This window comes from Candidatus Liberimonas magnetica, from assembly GCA_020523885.1.
GTDB lineage: Bacteria > Elusimicrobiota > Endomicrobiia > Endomicrobiales > JAFGIL01 > Liberimonas > Liberimonas magnetica.
In genome coordinates, this window is record JAJAPY010000028.1 from 1 (window position 1) to 21,161 (window position 21,161).

Genomic DNA, 21,161 nt, shown 5'->3' on the forward strand with positions numbered 1-21,161 from the left:
CGGCAGAAACAGTGCTTTGCGTTGTTATCTTGTTGCCTGACGAATCCAACAAATAATTTCCCGATGAATCTTTGATCCAGTAACTTGAATAATCACTGATTGATAACACTTTTTGAGGATAATTTCCTGACCAAAGGATAATGATATTCCCTGTATAATTATTACCATTAGCTGGTTTTTCTAAAGTAGTATTTCTTAATTCCCAATTACCTGACATCATTGGAAGCGGATGTTTGTCCTTTATTCCGCTAAAAGTATGCAAATATGTCCAATAACCGATTGTTCCTTCTATCCCGATATAAAACCCGCCGCCGTTTTGGTCCCAATCAATTATAAAAATATTGCCACTTTCTACTGCTTTTATGCTTTCACCTTCACTACCGGCATAATCTATCCCATAGTGGAACCAAGAATTAGCAACATTCCTCGGCCCATAATCCGATATTATTGACCAGTTTCCTGGAGGGTTTAAGTTTTGTCCGAAAACTATGGAACATATGAATATGCTTAATGATATAATTACTATTTTCTTAAGCATACTAATCTCCGATATACTGCTTTAAATCAATTACAAAAGAGCTTTTATCTTTAATGTCGTCTACTATCACTTTCCCATTGTTAGAAAATCCATTAATAGGAATTGTTAATCTTTTTCCCGGATTCCAAGATTTTCCATTCTCAAGATTATAAAATATTGTTGATGTTGGATTTCCCGCAACTCTTAATGCAAGATATTTCCCATTTGGTGACATCACAGGCTCAGAACCCCAGGGCACATTTAAAAGCAAATCGCCTTTTTTATTATATATATGTGCCGTATATGTAGTTTCAGCTAATCCGACAGGGACATATATTATTTCGCCATTATCAGAAAATTTTGCATCCCCGCAGCTTACTCCTTCCGGCATCTGCTTTTCCCATAAAAGAACACCGTTTGCATCATAAAACTCAAGTTTGCATGTACTTACTCTGTCATAGTAAAGTTGTTCATTCCCCTTTTCATCTATATCCGCAGAAAACCCGGTAAATATTGATAATAAAGCATATTGTTTATCATTGCTGGTTATAACTGCTTTTTCAGTCAAATATTTGCTTTTTATTATTTTTTCTTCAGTTTTTCTTGGAATTATTTTTGAATCAGTTTCAAGGCTTATTGTCTTAAATGTTTTGCCGTTTGTATCATGAAACTCTAGTCTTGGATTTAGCGGCTCAAAATCTGCTGATTCACCTTTGTTTAATTTCCTACTGCGCACCTGCTCTTCATAAATTTTGTCCGCCTCCTGCCTTGTCTTTACCGGTATGTTGCTTATTACTTTACCGTCGGCATTATTATCCCTTATAACTATAGCCCCTTCATCCCGCAATACTTCAATACTTGCTCCCCAAACTGAAATCCCTAATAGCTGAAAACATAAAATACTTGAAAATAGAATTAGATTTGTCCTGTTCATGTGTTATACCCTCCAATGCGGATTTTAAATAAAGTATTACGATTAATCGACAAAGTTCTTTTTGTTATTTATGAAGTGGTTGAAAGAGAAATGGATGCTTTATTTTGTCCGTTAGCGTCTAATATGCCTATTTCACAGAATACTATTTATTATGTATAGGTGACATATCCCTTAATTTTTTTACTATGGGAGGCAGGACTTCAAGGACATAATCAATATCTTCTCCGGTGTTGTCTTTGCCGAGGCTGAAACGTACGGCTCCCTGAGCGCAGGTAGGTTCAACGCCCATGGCAGTTAAAACGTGCGACGGTTCCGTCGAACCTGATGCACAGGCAGAACCTCCTGAAACAGCGATGCCTTTCAGGTCAAGGTTAAGTATAATACTCTCACTTTCAATGTAGTTAAAAGAAACGTCGAGGGTATTAGGAAGCCTAAGGGTTGGGTGCCCATTAAGAGAAATGTCAGCTATCGTGTTTTTTAACCCGTTCCACAATTTGTCCCTTAACAAGGAAAGCTTTTTATTTTCTTTTTCCAGGTCTTTTGAAAGGACCTCGACGGCTTTGGCAAATCCCGCTATGCCCGGAACGTTTTCTGTTCCGGCTCTTTTGTTGAATTCATGGTGGCCGCCGTGCATGAACTGCTCTATCCTGGTGCCTTTTCTTATGAAAAGCGCGCCTATCCCTTTTGGCCCGTATACTTTGTGCCCTGACATGGAAAGCATATCAACGTTCAATTCATTTACATTGATAGGAATCTTGCCGGTTGACTGAACTGCATCGGTGTGGAAAGTGATCTCATTGTCTTTTGCTATTTTTCCTATTTCTTTGACCGGCAGGATAGTGCCCACTTCATTATTTGCATGCATTATGGTTATTAAGACAGTCTCTTTAGTTATAGCTTTTTTTACGTCTTCAGGGTCAACAAGGCCGTACTTGTCTACGGCAAGATAAGTTATTTTAAATCCGTTTTGGCCGAGGTATTGGCAGGTATTTAGTACAGCGGGGTGCTCTATGCTTGACGTTATAATATGGTTTCCTTTGTTTTTTTTCTCATAAGCAGTGCCTTTTATCGCAAAGTTGTCGCTTTCTGTCCCGCCGCTTGTAAAAATTACCTCTTCCGCCGCTGCCCCTATAAAAGAAGCAATCTGCTCCCTTGAATCTTCAACTGCTTTTCTTGCTTCCTGGCCGAACATGTGCACGCTTGAAGCATTTCCGAAGATGTCCGTGTAATAAGGAAGCATAGCCTCAACCACCTCTTTTCTTACAGGAGTTGTGGCGTTGTGGTCTAAATAAATTTTCTTCTTCATTAAAAGGCCTCTTTTAATAAATCCGAAATCCGAAGCACGAAATCCGAAAAAAACTACAAACAGAAATACTGCAATAATTAAAAGGAATTAAATTTTTTCTGTTTTGCCATTTTGCCTATTTAATATTTTTTCGAAATTCGGTATTCGAGATTCGAATTTGTCTTATCTTTCCTGTTATAAAAACTAAATTTATGTGAATATTAATGCTTTTTTGCTGCATTTGTCATAGAACTTTTGACAATACCAAAAAACTTCTGGAATTTCTCTATTTCCTCTTTGACGTTTGGTTTAGTTATTACAGAGGATATCGCGCATATTGCGTCCGCTCCGGCGCTTACAACTTCCGCTGCATTGGCCAGGTCTATGCCGCCTATAGCTACTACCGGGACGGGCATTTCTTTTTTTATTTTTTTTATGAGTTCAACGCCTAAGGGTTTTCCTGCATCGTGCTTGGTTTTTGTTTTGTACACCGGTGATACAGCCAGGTAATTTGCGCCTGCCCTGTAAGATTCCATAGCTTCTTCCATGCCGTGAACTGTTATTCCAATAATTTTGTCTTTGCCGAGCAGCTTCCTGGCTATTTTATACGGCATATCGTCCTGCCCCAGATGGACGCCATCAGCATCGATCGCCAAAGCTATATCTATCCTGTCGTTTATTATAAACAGTTTATTTGTGCATTTTTTTATGAGCAGAGTCGCTTCTTCAAGCAGTTCTTTTGTGCTTCCTTCTTTGTTCCTGTACTGGACTATCCTTGTGCCTGCGGCAACTGCCATTTCCACATCGTTCAAATTGCCTTTAAGGCTCAAAGAAGCATCGGTTATGAAGTAATATCCTTTTATCACTTATCCTCCGGAGAAATAAATGCAAATATTAAATATCAAAATGCAAAATTGCGGTGTTTGCCTATAGCAAACGATTTAAATAAGTACGCTTTGGCGGACACATTAATTTTGCATTTTTCACTTTGCATTTTGCATTGAAGTTAGCTCCCGCTTTTACAGTATTTGCTTTTATCCTTTAGAACGCATCCGCCGCATTGATCCGTACACGGTTCTATATGGACCAGTACGTTAGTGTTTTTCAGGGCTGTTTCTATGTCTGTCTCTATCAAGTCGCAATTTTCATGGTATTCTTTTATAGTCATGTCTTTAGGAGCGTTTAAATGAAGGTCTATATACTTCATCTTTCCTGCCCGCCTTGTCCTTAGTTCATGAAACCCGGTAAAGATGTCCTTATATTTATCCAGGACAGCCCCGACTTTTTTCACCTCGTCGTCGCTAAGCTGTGAATCCAGAAGCGGAGTGTATGCTTGCTTTAACATTTCGAACGCTTCTTTTAATATCAACAGAGCGATGATTATCGCCACTATCGGGTCAAGAAAATGGAGGTCGGTTATCCACAGGATCAAAAGCCCCAGAGAAACGCCGAAAGAGGTGTAGACATCTGCTTTTAAATGCAGCGCGTCGGCTTCCAGAGCGACCGATTCTTCTTTTCTGGCCACTTTGTAAAGCTTTTTCGATACAATGATATTTACCACGGCAGAGACCAGCATAACTGCAAAGCCCCAGCCTACCATCGTGACATGCTGATGCTGGATAAGTTTTTTTATAGCTTCACGGATTATAAAAAATGATGCCATAATTATTAACATAGCTTCTATGACACCGGAAATGTTTTCTATTTTTTGATGCCCGTAAGGGTGCCCTTTGTCCGGAGGCGTATCTGATAGTCTGACTGATACATAAGCTATCAGGCTTGCTGCCAGATCCATTGCTGAATGGATAGCCTCGGATATAATACTTACAGAACCCGTAATGATGCCTACGATGAACTTTAAGAGTATCAGCCCGGAATTCGATATTATTGATAATTTTGCATATTTAACTTTTTCATTCATACATTTTTATTCTACTAAATTTAATATTCATTGGCAAATAGCTGTATAAATTTATTATAATGGTTTTATGTTAAACCAAATAGATAGCCTGATCAGAGAACACATAAAGATTAAACTCGGCATAAACAAACAAAATGAGATAAGAAGGCTCATTTTTGAGATCTGCCAGAGAGAGAACATCCTGCCTCAAAAAATATTTGAAGAAAAGATTTTGCAAAACATAATTAACGACAAAAATACCGGTTATCTGGGAAAATTCCTGAAAATAAAAGGCTGCCTCCTTGGCCGCAGGTATCCTAACGCCATTAAAGAAAAAGATTTTAATGTTTTTCTTAATATCGGTTTCGATAAAAAAGGAAATTCTGAAAAAATATGTAACGAAAAGTTTTACCCTGAGCATATATTCATTGAAAATGCCGCCAAGGATTCCCGTCTAGCAAATAATCTGGTTAAGTTATTCCCCGACATAAAAACAGAATATATAACAAGTATCAAGGATTACAGAAAAGAAAATATACTTTTAAAAGATAATTTAAGAAATAGGGATTTCAATAGCGGAGAGATTGCTTCGCCTTCGGCTCGCAATGACACTTCTTTAGTCATTGCGAGAAGCGACGCGACGAAGCAATCTAATTTAAGAAAAAGGGATATTTTTGTCACGGCTCAAAGTTTTGATTTTGCAAAAGCCTGCCCTTGTACAAAAGGCGTTATTAACTGCAATTACCATATAATAAACCTTGGTTTTGGCTGCCCGTTCGACTGTACGTACTGTTATCTACAGCAATATACGAATTTTCCGGGTATAATTTTAAATTCAAACCTGGATTATTTTTTAGATAAGGTAGGCTCATATCTGAACAAGTTTAAAAATAAAACCGTCAGGATAGGTACGGGCGAGTTTACAGATTCCCTTGCTTTAGATAATATTACGGAGTATTCGAAAGCCCTTGTCCCGTTTTTTTCTGATAAAAATGTATTGTTTGAATTAAAAACTAAAAGCAGTAATGTCAAAAACCTGATAGGATTAAAGCACAACAATAAAACCGTAGTCTCCTGGTCTCTTAACCCCGAAAAGATAGTTCAAAACGAAGAGTTTGGAACTGCCACGCTGGCTGAGAGGTTAAAGGCCGCAAAAATATGTTATAATAACGGATATAAAATAGGGTTCCATTTTGACCCTGTCATTTATTATGATGATTGGGAAAAAGGTTACAGAGAAACCGTAAACCTGATGTGCGATACAGTGCCTGATATAGAATGGATAAGCCTGGGCAGTTTCCGGTTTAACAGGATGCTTAAACCGGTCATCGAGCAGAGGTTCCCGCATACAAAATATATTTATGATGAACTGGTGATAGGGCATGACAAAAAAATGAGGTATTATAAGGCACTGCGGATAGATATTTATAAGAAGATCTTCGCCTGGATAAGAAAAAGAAATAGTAAAACTGCGGTTTATCTTTGTATGGAACCGAAAGATGTATGGGAAATTATTTTTGGGAAAGAAAAACCATACTGGTTATAAAATAAAATCCGGTTATTTTTTTAGTTTTGGTTATTTAAGTTTGTTTAGGATTTAGAGTTTAGTGTTTAGAATTGAGAGTCAAAAGAGGGGTTCTCTATGATAAAGAAAATATTTATTATTTTATTTCTTACTGTTGTTTTAAAAGTAACGGTCTCTGCAGAAGGCCTGCTTACCGGCAAAAATATAAAATTCTCGCAGGAATATGATTTTTTAACGTCCTATGTATGGCGCGGGTTTACTTTGGACGAAAATCCCGTACTGCAGCCGAATTTTTATTTAAGCGCACATAATTTTACTGCAGCTTTCTTTAGCAGCTGGGATACAACCCACAGCGATTCATTGCAATCTGATGAGAAGGATCTCTCGGTCAATTATACTTATGAATTTGTTTATTTTGATGCTTCGATAGGGAATATATATTATGATTTTCCCGGCACAAGGACTTACAGCGCCGAATATTATCTGGGGCTGCAATTGACAGGTCTTCCGCTGACCCCGAATATTATGTATTATTATGATTACCTTACAAGGAACGGCTCATATTTATCCCTGGATCTTGTGAAAAGCTATTCTCTAGATGCTAAAGGTTTTGTGAAACTTAGTTTCGGCGCGCATGCCGGATATAACAACCAACTTATCATTAACGGGCAGGGGGAAGATCTTTCTATAATTGCAGATTTAGGATTTAAGCTTACCGATATACTCGGCTGTTCTTTGGTTGCTGCAGAAAGTATCCCGTTTGACGGCCTTGGAAGTTCTACGGACGGAAACCAGGAAAGCAGGTTCTATGCAGGTGTGAGGGTAGGGGCAGCCTATTAAGTTTTACAGTACGGAAAGAAGGATATTGACGCCAATTCCAGAGATTATCGGCAGGATAAAACTTCCGTAAAGCCTTTTCCATATCGGAAAATTATTGTCCAGGGTCCACAAACCAAAAGCGCTCAAACACAAAACTCCAGTAGGGAACAAGAAAAAAACCGGCTGGTCCCAGATATTGGCATGATAATAATATGCTACAAAAAAAGACGAGATACTTATCAAAAAAAGTAATAGCCTTGATAAACCAAATAGGGAATCAGAAACGAATTTGAGTAAGTTCCATATTTTTAGTAAGCGAAGCATTATGACCAATGCGCATAATACGGCAAAAATTGAAAAAGAATTCCTGTTAAAATTATTGAACTGTATTTTTAAGTTCTTTTTAAAATTGTTCCACTTGCTTGGCAGGGCTTTTGCGGATTCTTCGGTTTTTTTCATTTTGTCCTGCATGGCGATCATCGGCGATACGATATCGTAGCTGATGGCGTTCTTTTCCATTCCAAGCTCCGCAAGGTCCGAAGCGCTTGCTTCGGGCATCCTGTTGATCTCCTGCGCAGGCAGCTGGTTTATCGTTTCATCTTGTGCCGGCAGGTCGGCTGCTGTGCTGTTTTGGTCCGGGAGTTTGGGAAGGCCGGCGGATACATTGTTTTGGTTTGGAAGTTTAGGAAACGCATCCGACAGTTTGCCCATATAGTTTTTACTCTGCATAGTTACCCAGACGGCTCCGATTAACATTACTATCATGAAAGTTTTCATAGTGCGCCCCTCTGGAAATTATAATAGAGCTCCGGCTATTTTTTCAACGGGCTGTACATAGGCAAAACCTTTGCCCGGGACATCAAGCTGGGCGGCAATTGAAATTGTATTAAAAATATTATCTGTCTGGTCTTTTTTTGTTACTATCAAAATAACTTCTTTTTCAGGAGCAATGAGCCTTCCAAGAATTCCAAGTTTTTCCTTTATACCTCTGCCTCTTGCATAATACATAGTCGCTGCGGTTGCCCCTGCCTTGAGTGCCTCGTCAACGATCCTGTCAGCCTTTCCTCTTTCAACGATACAAGTAATAAGGTTAAAACTCATGGAACCTCCATTTCTATTAGCATGGAGCGTATAGCGTTTAGCGTATAGAAAAACTAAAAAATCTTAATTTGTTTTGCCCTTCCTATCCGCTCTACGCTACACGCTATACGCTATTTCTTGGTATTATACATATTTTAGCACAATCTTTACAGCCCTCTTTGCCATTCCGGAGCAAGGATATTTTTGTCTTTCCTTGTCAGTATGCCATTGAGCTCTTTTAAGACATAAGGTTTGTCTTTCGGAAACCGTGCTTGTATTGGGAAATAATTCGATGCGTGGTTTGAAAAAAACAAACAATTAAAATCATCCATGTTCTTAATTAAATTATTTAGTTCTTCGATGAACTCGAACCCTTCAAGGGGTTTAAAAATCCCTTGTTTTTCCATAGCATAAAGCGGGGTATTTTTGGCTATCATTAGCGTCAGAGCTGCGATCTGGTCAGGCCTTGAGTTGTTCAAGAGTTTTGCCGTATTAACGGCGTTTTGGCAGGATAATTTTTTACCGCCAAGCCCGAGAATAACGGTTGTATTAACTTTGATCCCTGCCTCTTTTAGCTTAAGGCAGGTTTCAAGGTTTTCCAAGGGCGAACCATATTTGTTAATAAGTTTATATACTTCCTGGTCGCCTGTTTCAAAACCCAGGTAAATCAGATTGAGTTTTCTTTTTTTAAGTTCGATTAAATCATTCACGGATTTAGCCTTTAAACTTTTTATCGAACCATAAAGGCTTATTCTGGTGAGTTTAGGGAAGGACCTTAAAGCCGTCTCGAATATTTTAATTAGCTCTTCCTGTTTAATTGTTACAGCGTCTCCGTCAGCGAAGAATAGTCTTCTTGTATCAGGATAATATTTTGAAGCCTTGATTATTTCCTTTTCTATTACATGAAGATCTTTTATCCGGAAATATTTTTCTTTATAAGCAGGACAGAATATACACCTGTTATCCGAACAACCCAAAGTGATCTGGATTATCAGGCTTTCAGCTTCGCTGGGAGGCCTTATAACAATACCTTCATAATCTAAAGTACCGAACATATTATCTCCACACTTCTTTAATAATTATATATAATAGTAATATATATGGCAAAAAAACTCAATATAATTTTCAGGTGGTCTAATTATAACCATTATACCTTATCTGCGCTTATCGGCCTCGTTGATGAAAAGCTTGATCCCAGAAAATTTTACATCTCCACAAAAGAGAGCGCTAAGGATATAATAAACGAAGTGAACTCAAACAAATCTATTAATATCCTTTGTTATTCGTTCATGGTAACTGAGTTTGAAAGCGTTAAAAACGAGATAAGAGAGCTGAAAAACGTTTTAAAAGACAAAATAATCATAATTTGCGGAGGCAGTTTTACTACGGCAGTTCCAAAGGCGGCACTTGGGGCCGGTGCAGATATAGCTTTTAGGGGTGAAACAGAAGAGTCTTTCCCTGATTTTTTAAATAAGTTATATGATTCGGGAAAACTCCCTGAAAACAGGATAATTGATCCTCTTCCGCTTAAAAACTTTGATGATTACCCTCCGTTTGCCTACAAAAGAGGTTTTTTCGGGCCTATCGAACTAAGAAGAGGCTGCTTGAACAGATGTACCTTTTGCCAGACCCCTCAAATATTCCCAAAAATAAGGGAAAGGAGCATAGAATATGCAAAACACTATAACAAATACCTTATTGAAGCAAAAAGAGACAGGGTTTCTTTCATTATTTCAGATGCCCTCTCATACGGTGCAAAAGGCGGGAGGGTAAATCTAAAGTATCTGGAAGATTTTTTATCAGGAATAAGGAAAACAAAGATAAATATAATGTACGGGAACTTCCCTTCGGAAATATCCTCACACAGCCTTGCGTTATATCCCGAAGCCGCAGGTATTTTAAGGAAATATATACAGAACAGGAAGATAATAATTGGTGCTCAAAGCGGGAGCGATAATGTGTTAAAGATAATGAAAAGGAAAGATACAAAAAAGGATGTTTTAGAATCAGTTAAAATACTTTCAGCCAATGGATTTATCCCTATTGTTGATATTTTATTCGGTGTGCCGGAAGAAACCAAAAAAGACAGGATTCAAACCCTTGAATTCATGAAATCCCTCCTTCTTTTATATAAAAACATTCAGTTCAACCTGCATTATTTTATCCCGCTTCCCGGGACTGTTTTTGCAAACACAGCTCCGGAACCCATAGAAGACGATATAAAGGAAGAGATAGTGAAATTTGTAAAAATCGGAGTAGTTCTGGGAGATTTCTTTAGACAAGTCGAATTTGGCAGGAAATTGGCTTAAAAAAGCCAATTTTTGTATAATAAAAAGAAAAAGGAAAAAGAATGAGTTTTTATATAGGGATAATAGCCGGAATATTGTGTACGATTTCGTTCATACCTCAGGTATATGTAGTCATAAAGACCAGAAATACAAAAGACCTGTCCCTGACCACTTTTACAATTTTTGCAATTGGCGTATTTTTATGGTTTATCTACGGCCTTTTGATCCATGAAATGCCCGTCATTATCGCAAACCTTGCCACCCTTGTAATGATAATAATCATCATCATAATGAAAATCAAACACGGGTAATATGCGTCAACATCCATTCCCGCAATAGATGTTGGCACGGGACAGACTTAAAGTGGTGAGCCGTGTCCGATGCGGAATCGGTAATGGCTATAAATTCGGCAGGTTTAATTTAAAATGCGAAAGAATATACAATAGACTTGAAACGGAAGATAATGAATAGCGTACTATCAAATAATGCTCCTTATTTCATAAGCAAAGACGGGGTCTATGGAAGATCAAAGTGTTAGAGTAATCACAGGATACGTTTTTATAGATTTGCTTTTTAGTTTTATAGCGGCCTGTGTAGCGTTCGCTATTACTTATAATGAATACGTTCACCATTATCCCACAAAGAAAGAGCCAATTAAGTTGGCTCTTGACACCGCCGTTACTACTTTCATCGTTTTTGTTATATTAGGAGGGTTGGGAGTCCTGGCCTTGCATTGGATGTCATGAATGGGAACACAATACGGATTTAAATATGGAACCTTCATCTCTATTGGTCTAAATAGGCAATTCCCACGAAAGCTGACTCTTAGTTGCATATAGATTGACAGGGCAAAGAGAATTGGATATAATACATAATTGTAATCATTACAAACATGGAAATTATTAATAAAAAACTACAATCCAAGGGCATAAAGCCGACTTATCAACGCCTTAAGATACTTAAGTATTTTGAGGGTAACCATATACACCCGACAGTTGATATGATCTACAGGGACCTTGTAAAAGAGATACCTACTATCTCGCGCACAACGGTTTATAACACGCTTGATATGCTGTGCAGGTCCGGGCTTATGACTTATATAAATATAACCGGGACTGAAGTGAGGTATGATGCTTTAACAGACAGGCACCACCATTTCCTGTGCGAGAAATGCAAAAAGATATTTAATATGGATTTTAAATGCCCTATATGCAATAAAGAAGAAGTAGACGGGCACATAGTAAAAGAATTGCACGGGTATCTTATAGGTACCTGCAAGGAGTGCAATAAGAATGGATAAAAACACCGGAAAAGAATTTGTAAACCTGTTACACGACGCCCTGGAAAAAGAATATAACGATGCATTCCTTTATTTAAAGGAAGCGGAAATATTCAAGAAGAAAATAGTCGGAGGAGATAAGCTCTCTATAGTTTTCGAGAACTTTAGCAAAGAAGAATTCAGGCATGCGGACAGGGTCGCAATGAAGATCATAGAACTCGGGAGTAAAGCCGATTACAATTTTAGGCCGGTTGCGATAGAGCCTTCCCTTCGCGACACACTGCGGAGCCATACCGAAAAAGAAACCCAGGCATATTTTGTGTACGGGCGATTGATAGAGCTTTGCGATGATACGGATTTTAATATCATTTTAAAAGGTATCAGGGAAAATGAAAAGGAGCATTTGGATAAAATAACGCATATTTTAAAGAAACTTAAATAGAGAAAGAATAATTTGAAATTCGAATATCGAAATCCGAAAAAATATTAAATAGGCAAACAGAAATACGGCAAAAGTAAATTCAAGAAGTTGAGGTTTTTGGAATTTAGATATTTAATATTGTAGTTTTTTTCGGATTTCGAGATTGTAGTTTCGAAATTTATTAAAAGCTTGGAGTTATTATGAGACAAGTATATCTAGATAACCAGTCTAACACACCTGTAGATGAACGGGTTTATAATGAAATGCTGCCGTTTTTAAGGGAAAATTACGGCAATGCCCAGAGCATGCATTCCTTTGGTTTTGTTTCAAAGGATGCCCTGGAAAAAGCGCGCCTTCAGGTATCTGGCCTTATCGGTTCAAAACCTGAAGAGATATATTTCACCTCATGCGCTTCGGAAGCCAATAATCTGGCGGTCAAAGGGGCGGCTGAAGCCTTAAAAAATAAGGGAAAACATATCATTGTTTCAAGTATAGAACACTTCTCAGTGCTAAATTGCGCAAAAAGGCTTTCCCAGAACGGTTTTGAGGTTACGTACATTCCGGCAGACAGATACGGAATTATTTCGGCAGAAGATGTTGAAAAGGCAATAAGGCAGGACACGATACTTGTATCTATACAACATGCAAATACGGAGATAGGTACTGTCCAGCAGATAGAGGAAATTTCTAAAGCAGCCAAAAAGAAAGGGATATTGTTCCATACCGATGCCGTTTCAACAGCCGGCATTATCCCTGTTGATGTAAACAAGCTCGGAGCAGACTTACTTACATTATCCGGCCAGCAGTTCTACGGGCCAAAAGGCGCTGCTGCGCTTTATATCAAAAAAGGTACAAAGGTAGTTCCTCAGATAGACGGCGGTGTCCAGGAAGGCGGGAGAAGGGCAGGCACGGAAAACGTCCCGGCAATAGTAGGTTTCGGGAAAGCCTGTGAACTGGCAAAGGCCGAGATGCAGGATAATTATGGCAAGATCATAAAATTGCGCGATAAGCTGATAGATGAACTGCCGAAGAAAATAGAACATATATACCTGAACGGGCACCGGACGAATAGGCTTCCAGGTAATGTCAATTTTTCGGTCGAGTTCATAGAAGGAGAGGGGATGTTCCTGTTGTTAGACCAGAAAGGCATCTATGTCTCGAGCGGTTCTGCCTGCGCTTCAAAAGCGCTTAAGATGTCGCATGTCCTGACCGCGATAGGCTGCGATGCGGCTGTGGGGCAGGGCTCTATTTTAATGTCTTTATCAAAATATAACGGAGACGAGGATGTAGAATTTGTTTTAAAGGAATTTCCTCCGATAGTCCAAAAATTAAGGGAGATGTCGCCTCTTTACAGTTATTTCAAGAAAACCGGCAAACGGCAGGAGGCCGGGCCTGGTACGGATTACGAGCACGCACACGAACACGGAAACGAGGAAAACTAAATATAGCGTTTAGCGGATAGCGTAGAGCGGATAGGAAGGTCAAAACGAATCATGTTTTAGATTTTCTATACGCTAAACGCTCCACGCTCTACGCTAAAGAGAGGTTATAATATGCCATTTTATTCAGAAAAAGTAATGGACCATTTTCAGAATCCGAGAAATGTCGGAGAGATAAAAGATGCTGACGGAGTAGGGGAGGTAGGGAACCCTGTTTGCGGAGATATGATGACATTTTACATAAAGGTAAAGGATAACAGGATAGAAGACGTAAAATATAAAACATTCGGGTGCGGGGCAGCCATAGCTGTTTCATCCATGGTCAGCGAGATGGCTAAAGGGAAGACGATAGATGAGGTAAAAGCGATAACCAATGACCTGGTAGCAAAAGAGCTTGGGGGGCTTCCGTCCCACAAGATGCATTGCTCAAATCTCGGTGCTGATGCTCTTCATAAAGCTATAGAAAACTATCTTTCTAAAAAAGGAAAATAAAATGAATAAAAATAATAAGAAAGACAGCTGTGAATGCCCGTACTGCGAAAATGAGCTTGAGATGAAATGTTTTGAGCCTGTATTCTGTGTGCCCTGCGGCAAGAAATTCTTAAAATGCCCTAAATGCGGCAAATTGTTCAATGAAAAAGAAAAAACCTGCCCGCACTGCAGTTAAGGTTGTTTAGGAGGGGAAAGATGAAGGAAAAGATGACTATTATTTTATTTTCCGGGGAGCTTGATAAAGCCATAGCGGCTTTTACGCTTGCGACGACCGCTGCAGCCAGCAATATGGACGTTTCGATATTCTTCACTTTCTGGGGCTTAAACGTATTAAAGAGGTCGAAGTTTTCAATATCGAAATCCCAGAATATGATGCAGAAGATGTTCAATGTTTTCAGCACGTCAAGCCTTCCTACAAGCCAGCTCAATATGTTCGGGCTCGGGCCCTGGATGATGAATAAGCTCATGAAAACAACAAAAATGGCTACGCTGGATGACCTGATGAAACTGGCAAAACAGCTGAACGTTAAATATATAGCATGTACGACGAGCTGCGGTGTTTTAGGTTTAAACAAAGAGAGTTTAAGTCCCGAAGTTAACGAATTTGCAGGCGCTTCAACGTACCTTGCTGAAGCAAGAGAATCTAAAGTAAATTTATTTATTTAGACGAAAGGAATCGCTATGAAAGCAAGCAAAACATTGGATTGTACCGGCTTATTTTGCCCCATGCCTATAGTAAAAACGAAAATGGAGCTTGAGACCATGGCCCCGGGCGAGGTCCTTGAAATACTCGCTGATGACCCCGGGTTTGAAAAGGACCTGCCTTCCTGGTGCAAGGTTACGGGCGAAAAATTTATAGAAATGAAGAAAGAAGGTGATATCCTTAAAGGGTACGTGCAAAAAAAATAGACTACAGACTACCGACTGCAGACTACAGAATGAAACTTTTTTCTTTCTTATTAGTCTATGGTCGGTAGTCTGAAGTCTGTAGTCTGAAATTTAATTTCCGGAGGATTTTATGTCTGTCATTAAAATTGCAGAAAATATTTACTGGGTTGGCGTAGTAGACTGGACTGTAAGGAATTTTCACGGCCATACGTACAACACCAACAGAGGCACAACGTATAACGCATACTTGATCATGGATGAAAAGGTAACGCTCGTAGATACTGTTTACGGGCCGTTTGCCAAAGAACTTATAGAAAATGTAAGGCAAGTAACAGACCCGTCTAAAATAGATTACATAGTTGTTAACCACGTAGAAACCGACCATTCCGGCGCATTACCTGAAGTATGGAAACTTTGCCAGAAAGCAAAACTGTTCGGAACACAGAAATGCAAAGAGGGCCTGTACAAAAATTATTATGTGGACTGGGATTTCAACGTTGTTAAAAGCGGAGAAACATTGAACCTGGGCAAACGCACGCTTACTTTCCTTGAAGCTCCCATGTTACACTGGCCGGACAGTATGTTCACTTATATTAAAGAAGATGCTCTTCTTATGCCTAATGACGCATTCGGCCAGCATTACGCCACGTCGGCAAGGTTTGATGATGAAGTCGACCAGGCTGTCCTTATGGAAGAGGCAATAAAATACTACGCAAATATCCTTTGGCCTTTAAGTTCTCTTGTGCTTAAAAAGATCGAAGAAGTGGTAAAAATGAATATCCCGATAAAAACTATAGCGCCGAGCCACGGGATAATCTGGAGAAAGGACCCGGGAAAAATAATCAATGCCTATGTAAAATGGGCAAAAAATGAAACCGAGAAAAAAGTAGTAGTGGTCTATGAGACGATGTGGAATTCCACGGAAAAAATGGCAAGAAAGATAGTTGAGGGGCTATCTGATTCAGGCTGCGATGTGCGCCTTTATGACATAAATAAAGCCGATATTACTGCAATAATAGGAGAAATGTTAAATGCGAAGGGTGTCTTGATCGGTTCTTCCACACACGATAACGACACGCTGACGAATATCGCCGGGTTCCTGGAGTTTTTTAAGGGGTTAAAGCCGAAAAACAGGATAGGCGCAAGTTTCGGGTCTTACGGCTGGGCAGGAGGCGCGGCAAAAAATATCGAAGGCAGGCTCAAGGAAGCCGGTCTTGAGATAGCTATGCCTTTCCTGCAGTTCAAATTCGTGCCGGATATCGGAGAGTTTAAGCAATGCTATGAATTCGGCAAAGCATTCGCAGAAAAAATAAATAACAGTGATAAGGTGTAAGGGGTAAGGTGTAAGAAGACAACGGCATTCGTTTGTTATTCTTATCCCTTAAACCTTATACCTTACACCTGGAGGAAATCATGAAAGGTTTTGTTTGTTCGGTCTGCGGTTTTATTTCGATTGATGGAGCTGCACCGGAGAAGTGCCCTGTGTGTATGTCTCCGAAAAAAGCTTTCAATGAAAAAGACGATGCTATAGTAACCCCCAGCGCTGCGACCGATAAAATAGAGACCAATAAAAAACATATCCCGGTAATAGTTGTAGAGAAGAAATGCGGCCTGATACCTGACGGTTGTACTGATGTCCAGGTCAAGATCGGAGAGGTGACACACCCGATGCTGCCGGAGCATTTTATAATGAATATAGACTGTTATCTTGATAAGAAGTTCATTTTGCGCGCGATCTTGACACCGGGCAAGCTTAACCCGGCTGTAGGCCTTCATTTAAAAGTTTCAAGCGGGAAGTTTAGTGCGGTTGAAAAGTGCAACCTGCACGGAAATTGGATGACCGAGGTAGATCTATAGTATAAATGAAAAAACGGATCATTTTTGACCACATAGAAGTTCATGTGAATAGCATTCCTAAATACTGCAGGTTCCTTAAAAAGATATTCGGAAAAGGAAGGTATAAGATAATAGCCAGGGACGGTACCTCGATGTTTAAATCTCCCGGAGGGCCGAACATTGAGGTAAAGAAAAAACAAAAAGGCGAACCGGTGACAAGCTCGGGATTTTGCAACCCCGGCCTTAGGATGAAAGGCTCAAAAAAGTTCATAGAAAAAATACTGAAGTGTAAAATATCAAGGGTCTCAGACAACCCTGACGGGAAATGTTACTTCTTTATTGACCCTGAAGGCATAACCTGGCATATTAAGGATTATCTGATAAAAGACAGATTCATTAACTGGTAGTATAGGAATTTGAAAATCATATACTTGATTACACGGATTTATAAAAGATTACACAGATTAAAAGCAAAAACACTTCTTTAGATACTAAATGCACTACCACTCGCTAATTATGAAAGAAATGAAATCCAGCACAATTACTGATTTCAGGCTAATAAACATAATTAATCCCGTCTATTTATTCGGTAGGATAAAATCAATAACTTCTTTTGACGACCTGTCAAAAAGGATTAAAAATGTTTTCCTTTTGGCTTTCAAGATAATCACGCTGCGCTACGGTGAGAGATACTGGGACAAAAAGCGGAAGGAAAGGTTCCTTTATTATACCGCTAACCTTGAAACAATAGACGATCCGGATACACATTGCGAAATAGGGGAGTTCTGCTTCCACAAGAAAGATTATGCCACGGCACTGGCGGCATATAAACGGGCGATAGAAACCTGTCCGGAAAGTGAAGTTGCTCATTTTAGAACTGCTGAGATATATTCTCTTATGCAAGAATACCGTTCCGCTATAGATCAAATAAAAAAAACCATAGAAATAAACCCTCTTAACATATATTCACATTTGATATTAGCCAAGGCGTATGCAGCCGAGAACATGTTCCCTCAAGCTCTGGAAGAGTTCAAGGAGGTCCTTGAGCTCAATAAAGGCGATAGATGTATAGAAAAACAGGTATGCGAAGAAAGGGCCAGGATATACAGCATTCAAGAAGACCATAATCTTTTGATCGGTGAATTGAAAAGCCTGATGGCATTGAACCCTTCTGATGTTTCGATACCTTTATCACTGAACCTTTCATATAAGATGATCGGGAAATACTCCGAAGCTCAAAAAGAGTTTGACAGAGCGCTTGGAATGCTGAAAGACGAAAAAAAACTGATAAAAACCATCGCCTCAAATGAAAGCCAGAGAGAAAAAAACAGGTTTACAAACGAGCTTGAAATAGCCCAAGGCACAACAAAGCTCATGTCAAAAGTAAGGACCATAACCCTTTGCCTTACCAACAGGTGCAACCTGAACTGCAAAATGTGCTGGTCGGAAAAACTGCCGGCACCGGGGATGCCTAAAAAGGTAAAAGAAGAAATAGTAAAGACCTTCCCGCACCTGGAGGAGATAATGTGGGCGGGCGGCGAGGTGTTCTTAGACGCTGATTTCAATGATATGCTTGATGAGGCCATAAAACATAAAGTAAGGCAGGTTGTAATCACAAACGGTCTCTTGATGAACGAGGAGCATGTTCATAAATTCATAAAGAACGGCATCCGGCTCATAATTTCCATTGACGGCACTACTAAAGAGGTCTACGAAGATATACGGAGAGGGGCAGAGTTTGAGATTGTAATAGAAAAACTTAACCTGATAAACAGGATAAAGGCCGGTATAAATCCGGATTTTAAAATAGAATTAAATACCGTAGTGATGAGGGCCAATTATCATCAGATAGAAAGTTTCGTTGAATTTGCAAGAACGCACGGTTTTTCAAAGATAAATTTTTTTATGGTGGTGGGTAACAGCAATAACCAGAATATTTTTGCACAGGATACGGATGAAAACATTTTATCAGGCATAGCCAGGGCTGTCGATAGGGCCGTATTACAGTGCGGCAAATACGGTATAGGCTGTTTCCACGATATAAGAAGGGATATATTCAAAAAAAATGCGCCAGGCCCGTTTGCTGATGAACTATGCAGTACCGGCAGGGAAGATACGGGACAGAAAGAGAAGCTTCCAAACAGAACATTGAAATGTTTTGCTCCGTGGAAAAGGGTGAACATAGATTTCCTCGGCAATGTAAGGCCGGACGTCCATTGTTTATGCAAAAATATAGTAGGTAATTTAAACAGCCAGAGTATGGAAGATATATGGAACGGAGAAAAGATAACGGAGTACCGCAAAAAGATAGTATCAGGGGATATAGACAAAGTATGCACTTTAAAAGAAGTCTATAAAGAGATACCTGCCGAACTATTGGGGTAACCCTATAAATAAGAGGAGCAAAGGATGGCGATCGAGGAATTAAAAAAAGGCCCGCTGGATAAATCTGCTTACAGGCTCTCGGGGTGCCGGTATTTGCATGAGAGGCAGTATAAAGAGGCCTTGATAGAATTCGATAAAGCGCTGAAACTGTCCAAAGGGGACCATGAATTTGAATCCGGCGTTTACACTGAGAAGTCAAATGCATTTCTCGGTCTGAAGAAGTACGGCTTGGCAATGAAACAGGCAAAAAAGGCGGAAAGCCTTGACCCAAAGAATAAAAATGCCTATAAGCTCTCGGCTAATATATACAGCCGCTGCAGGCGGTATGAAGAGGCATTGAAAGAATTTGATAAAGCCCTGGAACTGTCCAATGGAGACAAGGAATTTGAATCTGACATTTGCCATGAGAAAGCAAATACGTATCTCAGTATGAAGAGCTACGGCCCGGCGATGGAACAGGCAAAAAAATCGATAGGCTTAAACGCAGGAAATAAATACGCTTACAAGCTATCGGCATGTATAAACCTGCATTCGAGGCAATATGAGGAGGCATTGAGCGGGTTTGCTAAAGCGCTTGAACTGTCTAAAGGAGACAGGGAATTTGAGTCAGACATATACAATGAGCTGGCTCGGATATATTTTGAACAGGGCAAATACGGGAAGCTGATAAGCGAGTTAAGTAAAGCGATAGAGTTAAATTCAGAAAACAGTATGACGCACTGGCTCCTGGCTAACGGTTATAAGTATCAAGGCAGGTATGTGGAAGCCTTAAATGAATTTGCCAAATTAATGGATATGGGCAGGGACAAAAAATCCGAAGAAAGGATACAATTTGAAATAATAAAATTAGTGGAGTGCGCCAATATAAACGGCAGCAGAGATAAGGCTCTTGAGATAATAAAAAAAGCGTTAAAATTAAAATTCACTTACAAGACCATGATAATGAACAGCCTGGCCAATGAGCTTGAGATCGCACAACAGGCGGTCAAGCTTAAGTCGAAGGTCAGGAAACTCATTGTGAACCTGACGAACCAGTGCAATTTAGACTGCACAATGTGTTTGAACCAGAAAATACCCAAACAAGAAATATCCGCTAGGATGAAACAGGAAATAATAAATATATTCCCCTATCTTGAAGGCATAAATTGGATGGGCGGGGAATCGTTCATGTATCCGGGTTTTGAAGAGCTCCTTGACGAAGCCGTTAAACATCCGTTGATACAGGAGATAACCACGAACGGTCTTTTGATGGACAAAAAAACCGTTTCTAAACTTATAGAAAATAATGTCAAGCTTACGATCTCGATAGACGGTGCGACAAAGGAAGTATATGAAGAAATCAGAAAAGGGGCCAGATTTGAATTGCTGATACAAAAGCTTAAAATGGTAAACGAGTTGATCAACAGGATAAACCCGGAATATAAATTGACCTTGAACCTCGTGGTCGTGAAGTCTAATTATCACCAGATCGAGGCTTTTGCAGAATTTGCCAGGGAATATAATTTTAACGCTATAAACTTCATGGTGATATATGAGAACCGGAATAACCAGAATATATTCAATTTCAACCGGGACGACAAGGTTTTATCCTGTGTCAGCAAGTCCTTGGATAATGCAAGGGAAAACTGCAAAAAGTACGGCATTATATTTAATACCAATATTACACAGGACCTTCTAGAGACTAAGCTGAGCGAAAACCAAGAAAACATAAGAAACCATGAAAATATTAATAATGAACCCTGCCAGGAGCCCAAGATAGATATACCCGACAAAGTGAAAATATGCCAGGCTCCGTGGAAAACGCTAAATATAGATGTGACAGGTGAAGCCAGCCCTAATGCCAGCTGTTTTTGTAAGAATGTCCTGGGCAATCTAAACACCCAGAGCCTGGAAGAGATATGGAACGGGGAGCCGATGGTGAATTACAGGAAACAGATAGTATCAGGCAATATAGAGAAAGTGTGTACGTTAAAACGTATCTATAAAGAGATACCTTTTGAATTGTTGAGGTAGAGGCTCTAGTGTAGTGTCCCTGAAATAACTTTACATTTGGATACCCAGATTTGAGGTGAT

General features: G+C 39.5%; 25 protein-coding genes. 17 read left to right on the forward strand and 8 right to left on the reverse strand.

From position 1 onward, the window contains the following. From LHV68_13400 to LHV68_13420, 5 genes are all read right to left on the reverse strand, one after another. Window positions 1-538: M23 family metallopeptidase (locus LHV68_13400; GenBank protein MCB4792859.1), on the reverse strand; the 538-nt coding region annotated here is incomplete at its 3' end. Between the two features lies 1 nt (window position 539). Next, on the reverse strand, window positions 540-1,253 hold the full coding sequence (locus tag LHV68_13405; GenBank protein MCB4792860.1) for a hypothetical protein: 714 nt from the start codon (window positions 1,251-1,253) through the stop codon (window positions 540-542). 340 nt (window positions 1,254-1,593) lie between these two features. Then, entirely contained in the window at window positions 1,594-2,757 is a 1,164-nt protein-coding gene (gene nifS / locus LHV68_13410) for a cysteine desulfurase NifS (protein ID MCB4792861.1), read from the reverse strand. Between the two features lie 200 nt (window positions 2,758-2,957). Continuing rightward, the gene (gene thiE, locus LHV68_13415) at window positions 2,958-3,599 is read right to left on the reverse strand and encodes a thiamine phosphate synthase (protein MCB4792862.1); all 642 of its coding nucleotides are present in this window, start codon (window positions 3,597-3,599) and stop codon (window positions 2,958-2,960) included. Between the two features lie 143 nt (window positions 3,600-3,742). Next, complete coding sequence (locus LHV68_13420) at window positions 3,743-4,657, reverse strand: cation diffusion facilitator family transporter (protein ID MCB4792863.1); 915 nt, start codon at window positions 4,655-4,657, stop codon at window positions 3,743-3,745. A gap of 67 nt (window positions 4,658-4,724) precedes the next feature. Here LHV68_13420 and LHV68_13425 point away from each other — a divergent pair, with 67 nt between their 5' ends. Together LHV68_13425 and LHV68_13430 are read left to right on the forward strand one after the other, a co-directional pair. Then, on the forward strand, window positions 4,725-6,182 hold the full coding sequence (locus LHV68_13425; protein ID MCB4792864.1) for a radical SAM protein: 1,458 nt from the start codon (window positions 4,725-4,727) through the stop codon (window positions 6,180-6,182). Between the two features lie 96 nt (window positions 6,183-6,278). Next, entirely contained in the window at window positions 6,279-7,001 is a 723-nt protein-coding gene (locus LHV68_13430) for a hypothetical protein (protein ID MCB4792865.1), read from the forward strand. A 3-nt stretch (window positions 7,002-7,004) separates the two neighbouring features. Here LHV68_13430 and LHV68_13435 read toward each other — a convergent pair whose 3' ends face one another. The 3 genes from LHV68_13435 to LHV68_13445 form a co-directional block, all read right to left on the reverse strand. Further along, a complete protein-coding gene (locus tag LHV68_13435) occupies window positions 7,005-7,757 on the reverse strand; it encodes a hypothetical protein (protein ID MCB4792866.1) in 753 nt (250 codons plus the stop codon). Window positions 7,758-7,775: 18 nt separating this feature from the next. Next, on the reverse strand, window positions 7,776-8,081 hold the full coding sequence (locus LHV68_13440) for a P-II family nitrogen regulator (protein ID MCB4792867.1): 306 nt from the start codon (window positions 8,079-8,081) through the stop codon (window positions 7,776-7,778). Window positions 8,082-8,227: 146 nt separating this feature from the next. Continuing rightward, a complete protein-coding gene (locus LHV68_13445) occupies window positions 8,228-9,115 on the reverse strand; it encodes a radical SAM protein (protein MCB4792868.1) in 888 nt (295 codons plus the stop codon). Window positions 9,116-9,160: 45 nt separating this feature from the next. Between LHV68_13445 and LHV68_13450 the strand changes: the two genes are divergently transcribed. The 15 genes from LHV68_13450 to LHV68_13520 all read left to right on the forward strand — a co-directional run bounded on the left by LHV68_13450 (window position 9,161) and on the right by LHV68_13520 (window position 21,101). Then, a complete protein-coding gene (locus LHV68_13450) occupies window positions 9,161-10,369 on the forward strand; it encodes a TIGR04013 family B12-binding domain/radical SAM domain-containing protein (GenBank protein ID MCB4792869.1) in 1,209 nt (402 codons plus the stop codon). 41 nt (window positions 10,370-10,410) lie between these two features. Further along, a complete protein-coding gene (locus LHV68_13455; protein ID MCB4792870.1) occupies window positions 10,411-10,659 on the forward strand; it encodes a SemiSWEET transporter in 249 nt (82 codons plus the stop codon). A 207-nt stretch (window positions 10,660-10,866) separates the two neighbouring features. Further along, the gene (locus LHV68_13460) at window positions 10,867-11,094 is read left to right on the forward strand and encodes a hypothetical protein (protein MCB4792871.1); all 228 of its coding nucleotides are present in this window, start codon (window positions 10,867-10,869) and stop codon (window positions 11,092-11,094) included. A gap of 146 nt (window positions 11,095-11,240) precedes the next feature. Continuing rightward, window positions 11,241-11,648 carry a transcriptional repressor gene (locus LHV68_13465; GenBank protein ID MCB4792872.1) on the forward strand — a complete coding sequence of 136 codons (408 nt, stop codon included), beginning with the start codon at window positions 11,241-11,243 and terminating at the stop codon, window positions 11,646-11,648. Beyond that, window positions 11,641-12,069, forward strand: coding sequence for a ferritin-like domain-containing protein (locus LHV68_13470; protein MCB4792873.1), 429 nt, complete (start codon window positions 11,641-11,643; stop codon window positions 12,067-12,069). The genes LHV68_13465 and LHV68_13470 overlap by 8 nt, the downstream gene beginning before the upstream one ends. 179 nt (window positions 12,070-12,248) lie before the next feature. Continuing rightward, entirely contained in the window at window positions 12,249-13,490 is a 1,242-nt protein-coding gene (locus tag LHV68_13475) for a cysteine desulfurase (GenBank protein MCB4792874.1), read from the forward strand. Between the two features lie 111 nt (window positions 13,491-13,601). Continuing rightward, the gene (gene nifU / locus LHV68_13480) at window positions 13,602-13,979 is read left to right on the forward strand and encodes a Fe-S cluster assembly scaffold protein NifU (protein ID MCB4792875.1); all 378 of its coding nucleotides are present in this window, start codon (window positions 13,602-13,604) and stop codon (window positions 13,977-13,979) included. Window position 13,980: 1 nt separating this feature from the next. Next, window positions 13,981-14,154, forward strand: a complete 174-nt coding sequence (locus LHV68_13485) for a hypothetical protein (GenBank protein ID MCB4792876.1) — start codon at window positions 13,981-13,983, stop codon at window positions 14,152-14,154. A 20-nt stretch (window positions 14,155-14,174) separates the two neighbouring features. Further along, the gene (locus LHV68_13490) at window positions 14,175-14,645 is read left to right on the forward strand and encodes a DsrE/DsrF/DrsH-like family protein (protein MCB4792877.1); all 471 of its coding nucleotides are present in this window, start codon (window positions 14,175-14,177) and stop codon (window positions 14,643-14,645) included. 15 nt (window positions 14,646-14,660) lie between these two features. After that, window positions 14,661-14,888 (forward strand): sulfurtransferase TusA family protein, encoded by a 228-nt coding sequence (locus tag LHV68_13495; GenBank protein ID MCB4792878.1) that lies wholly within the window; start codon window positions 14,661-14,663, stop codon window positions 14,886-14,888. Between the two features lie 109 nt (window positions 14,889-14,997). Next, window positions 14,998-16,200, forward strand: a complete 1,203-nt coding sequence (locus tag LHV68_13500) for a flavodoxin domain-containing protein (GenBank protein ID MCB4792879.1) — start codon at window positions 14,998-15,000, stop codon at window positions 16,198-16,200. 80 nt (window positions 16,201-16,280) lie between these two features. Further along, complete coding sequence (locus LHV68_13505) at window positions 16,281-16,724, forward strand: hypothetical protein (protein ID MCB4792880.1); 444 nt, start codon at window positions 16,281-16,283, stop codon at window positions 16,722-16,724. Window positions 16,725-16,729: 5 nt separating this feature from the next. Continuing rightward, entirely contained in the window at window positions 16,730-17,110 is a 381-nt protein-coding gene (locus tag LHV68_13510) for a hypothetical protein (protein MCB4792881.1), read from the forward strand. A gap of 118 nt (window positions 17,111-17,228) precedes the next feature. Then, a complete protein-coding gene (locus tag LHV68_13515; protein ID MCB4792882.1) occupies window positions 17,229-19,088 on the forward strand; it encodes a radical SAM protein in 1,860 nt (619 codons plus the stop codon). A gap of 24 nt (window positions 19,089-19,112) precedes the next feature. After that, complete coding sequence (locus LHV68_13520; GenBank protein MCB4792883.1) at window positions 19,113-21,101, forward strand: radical SAM protein; 1,989 nt, start codon at window positions 19,113-19,115, stop codon at window positions 21,099-21,101. Window positions 21,102-21,161: the final 60 nt, after the last annotated feature.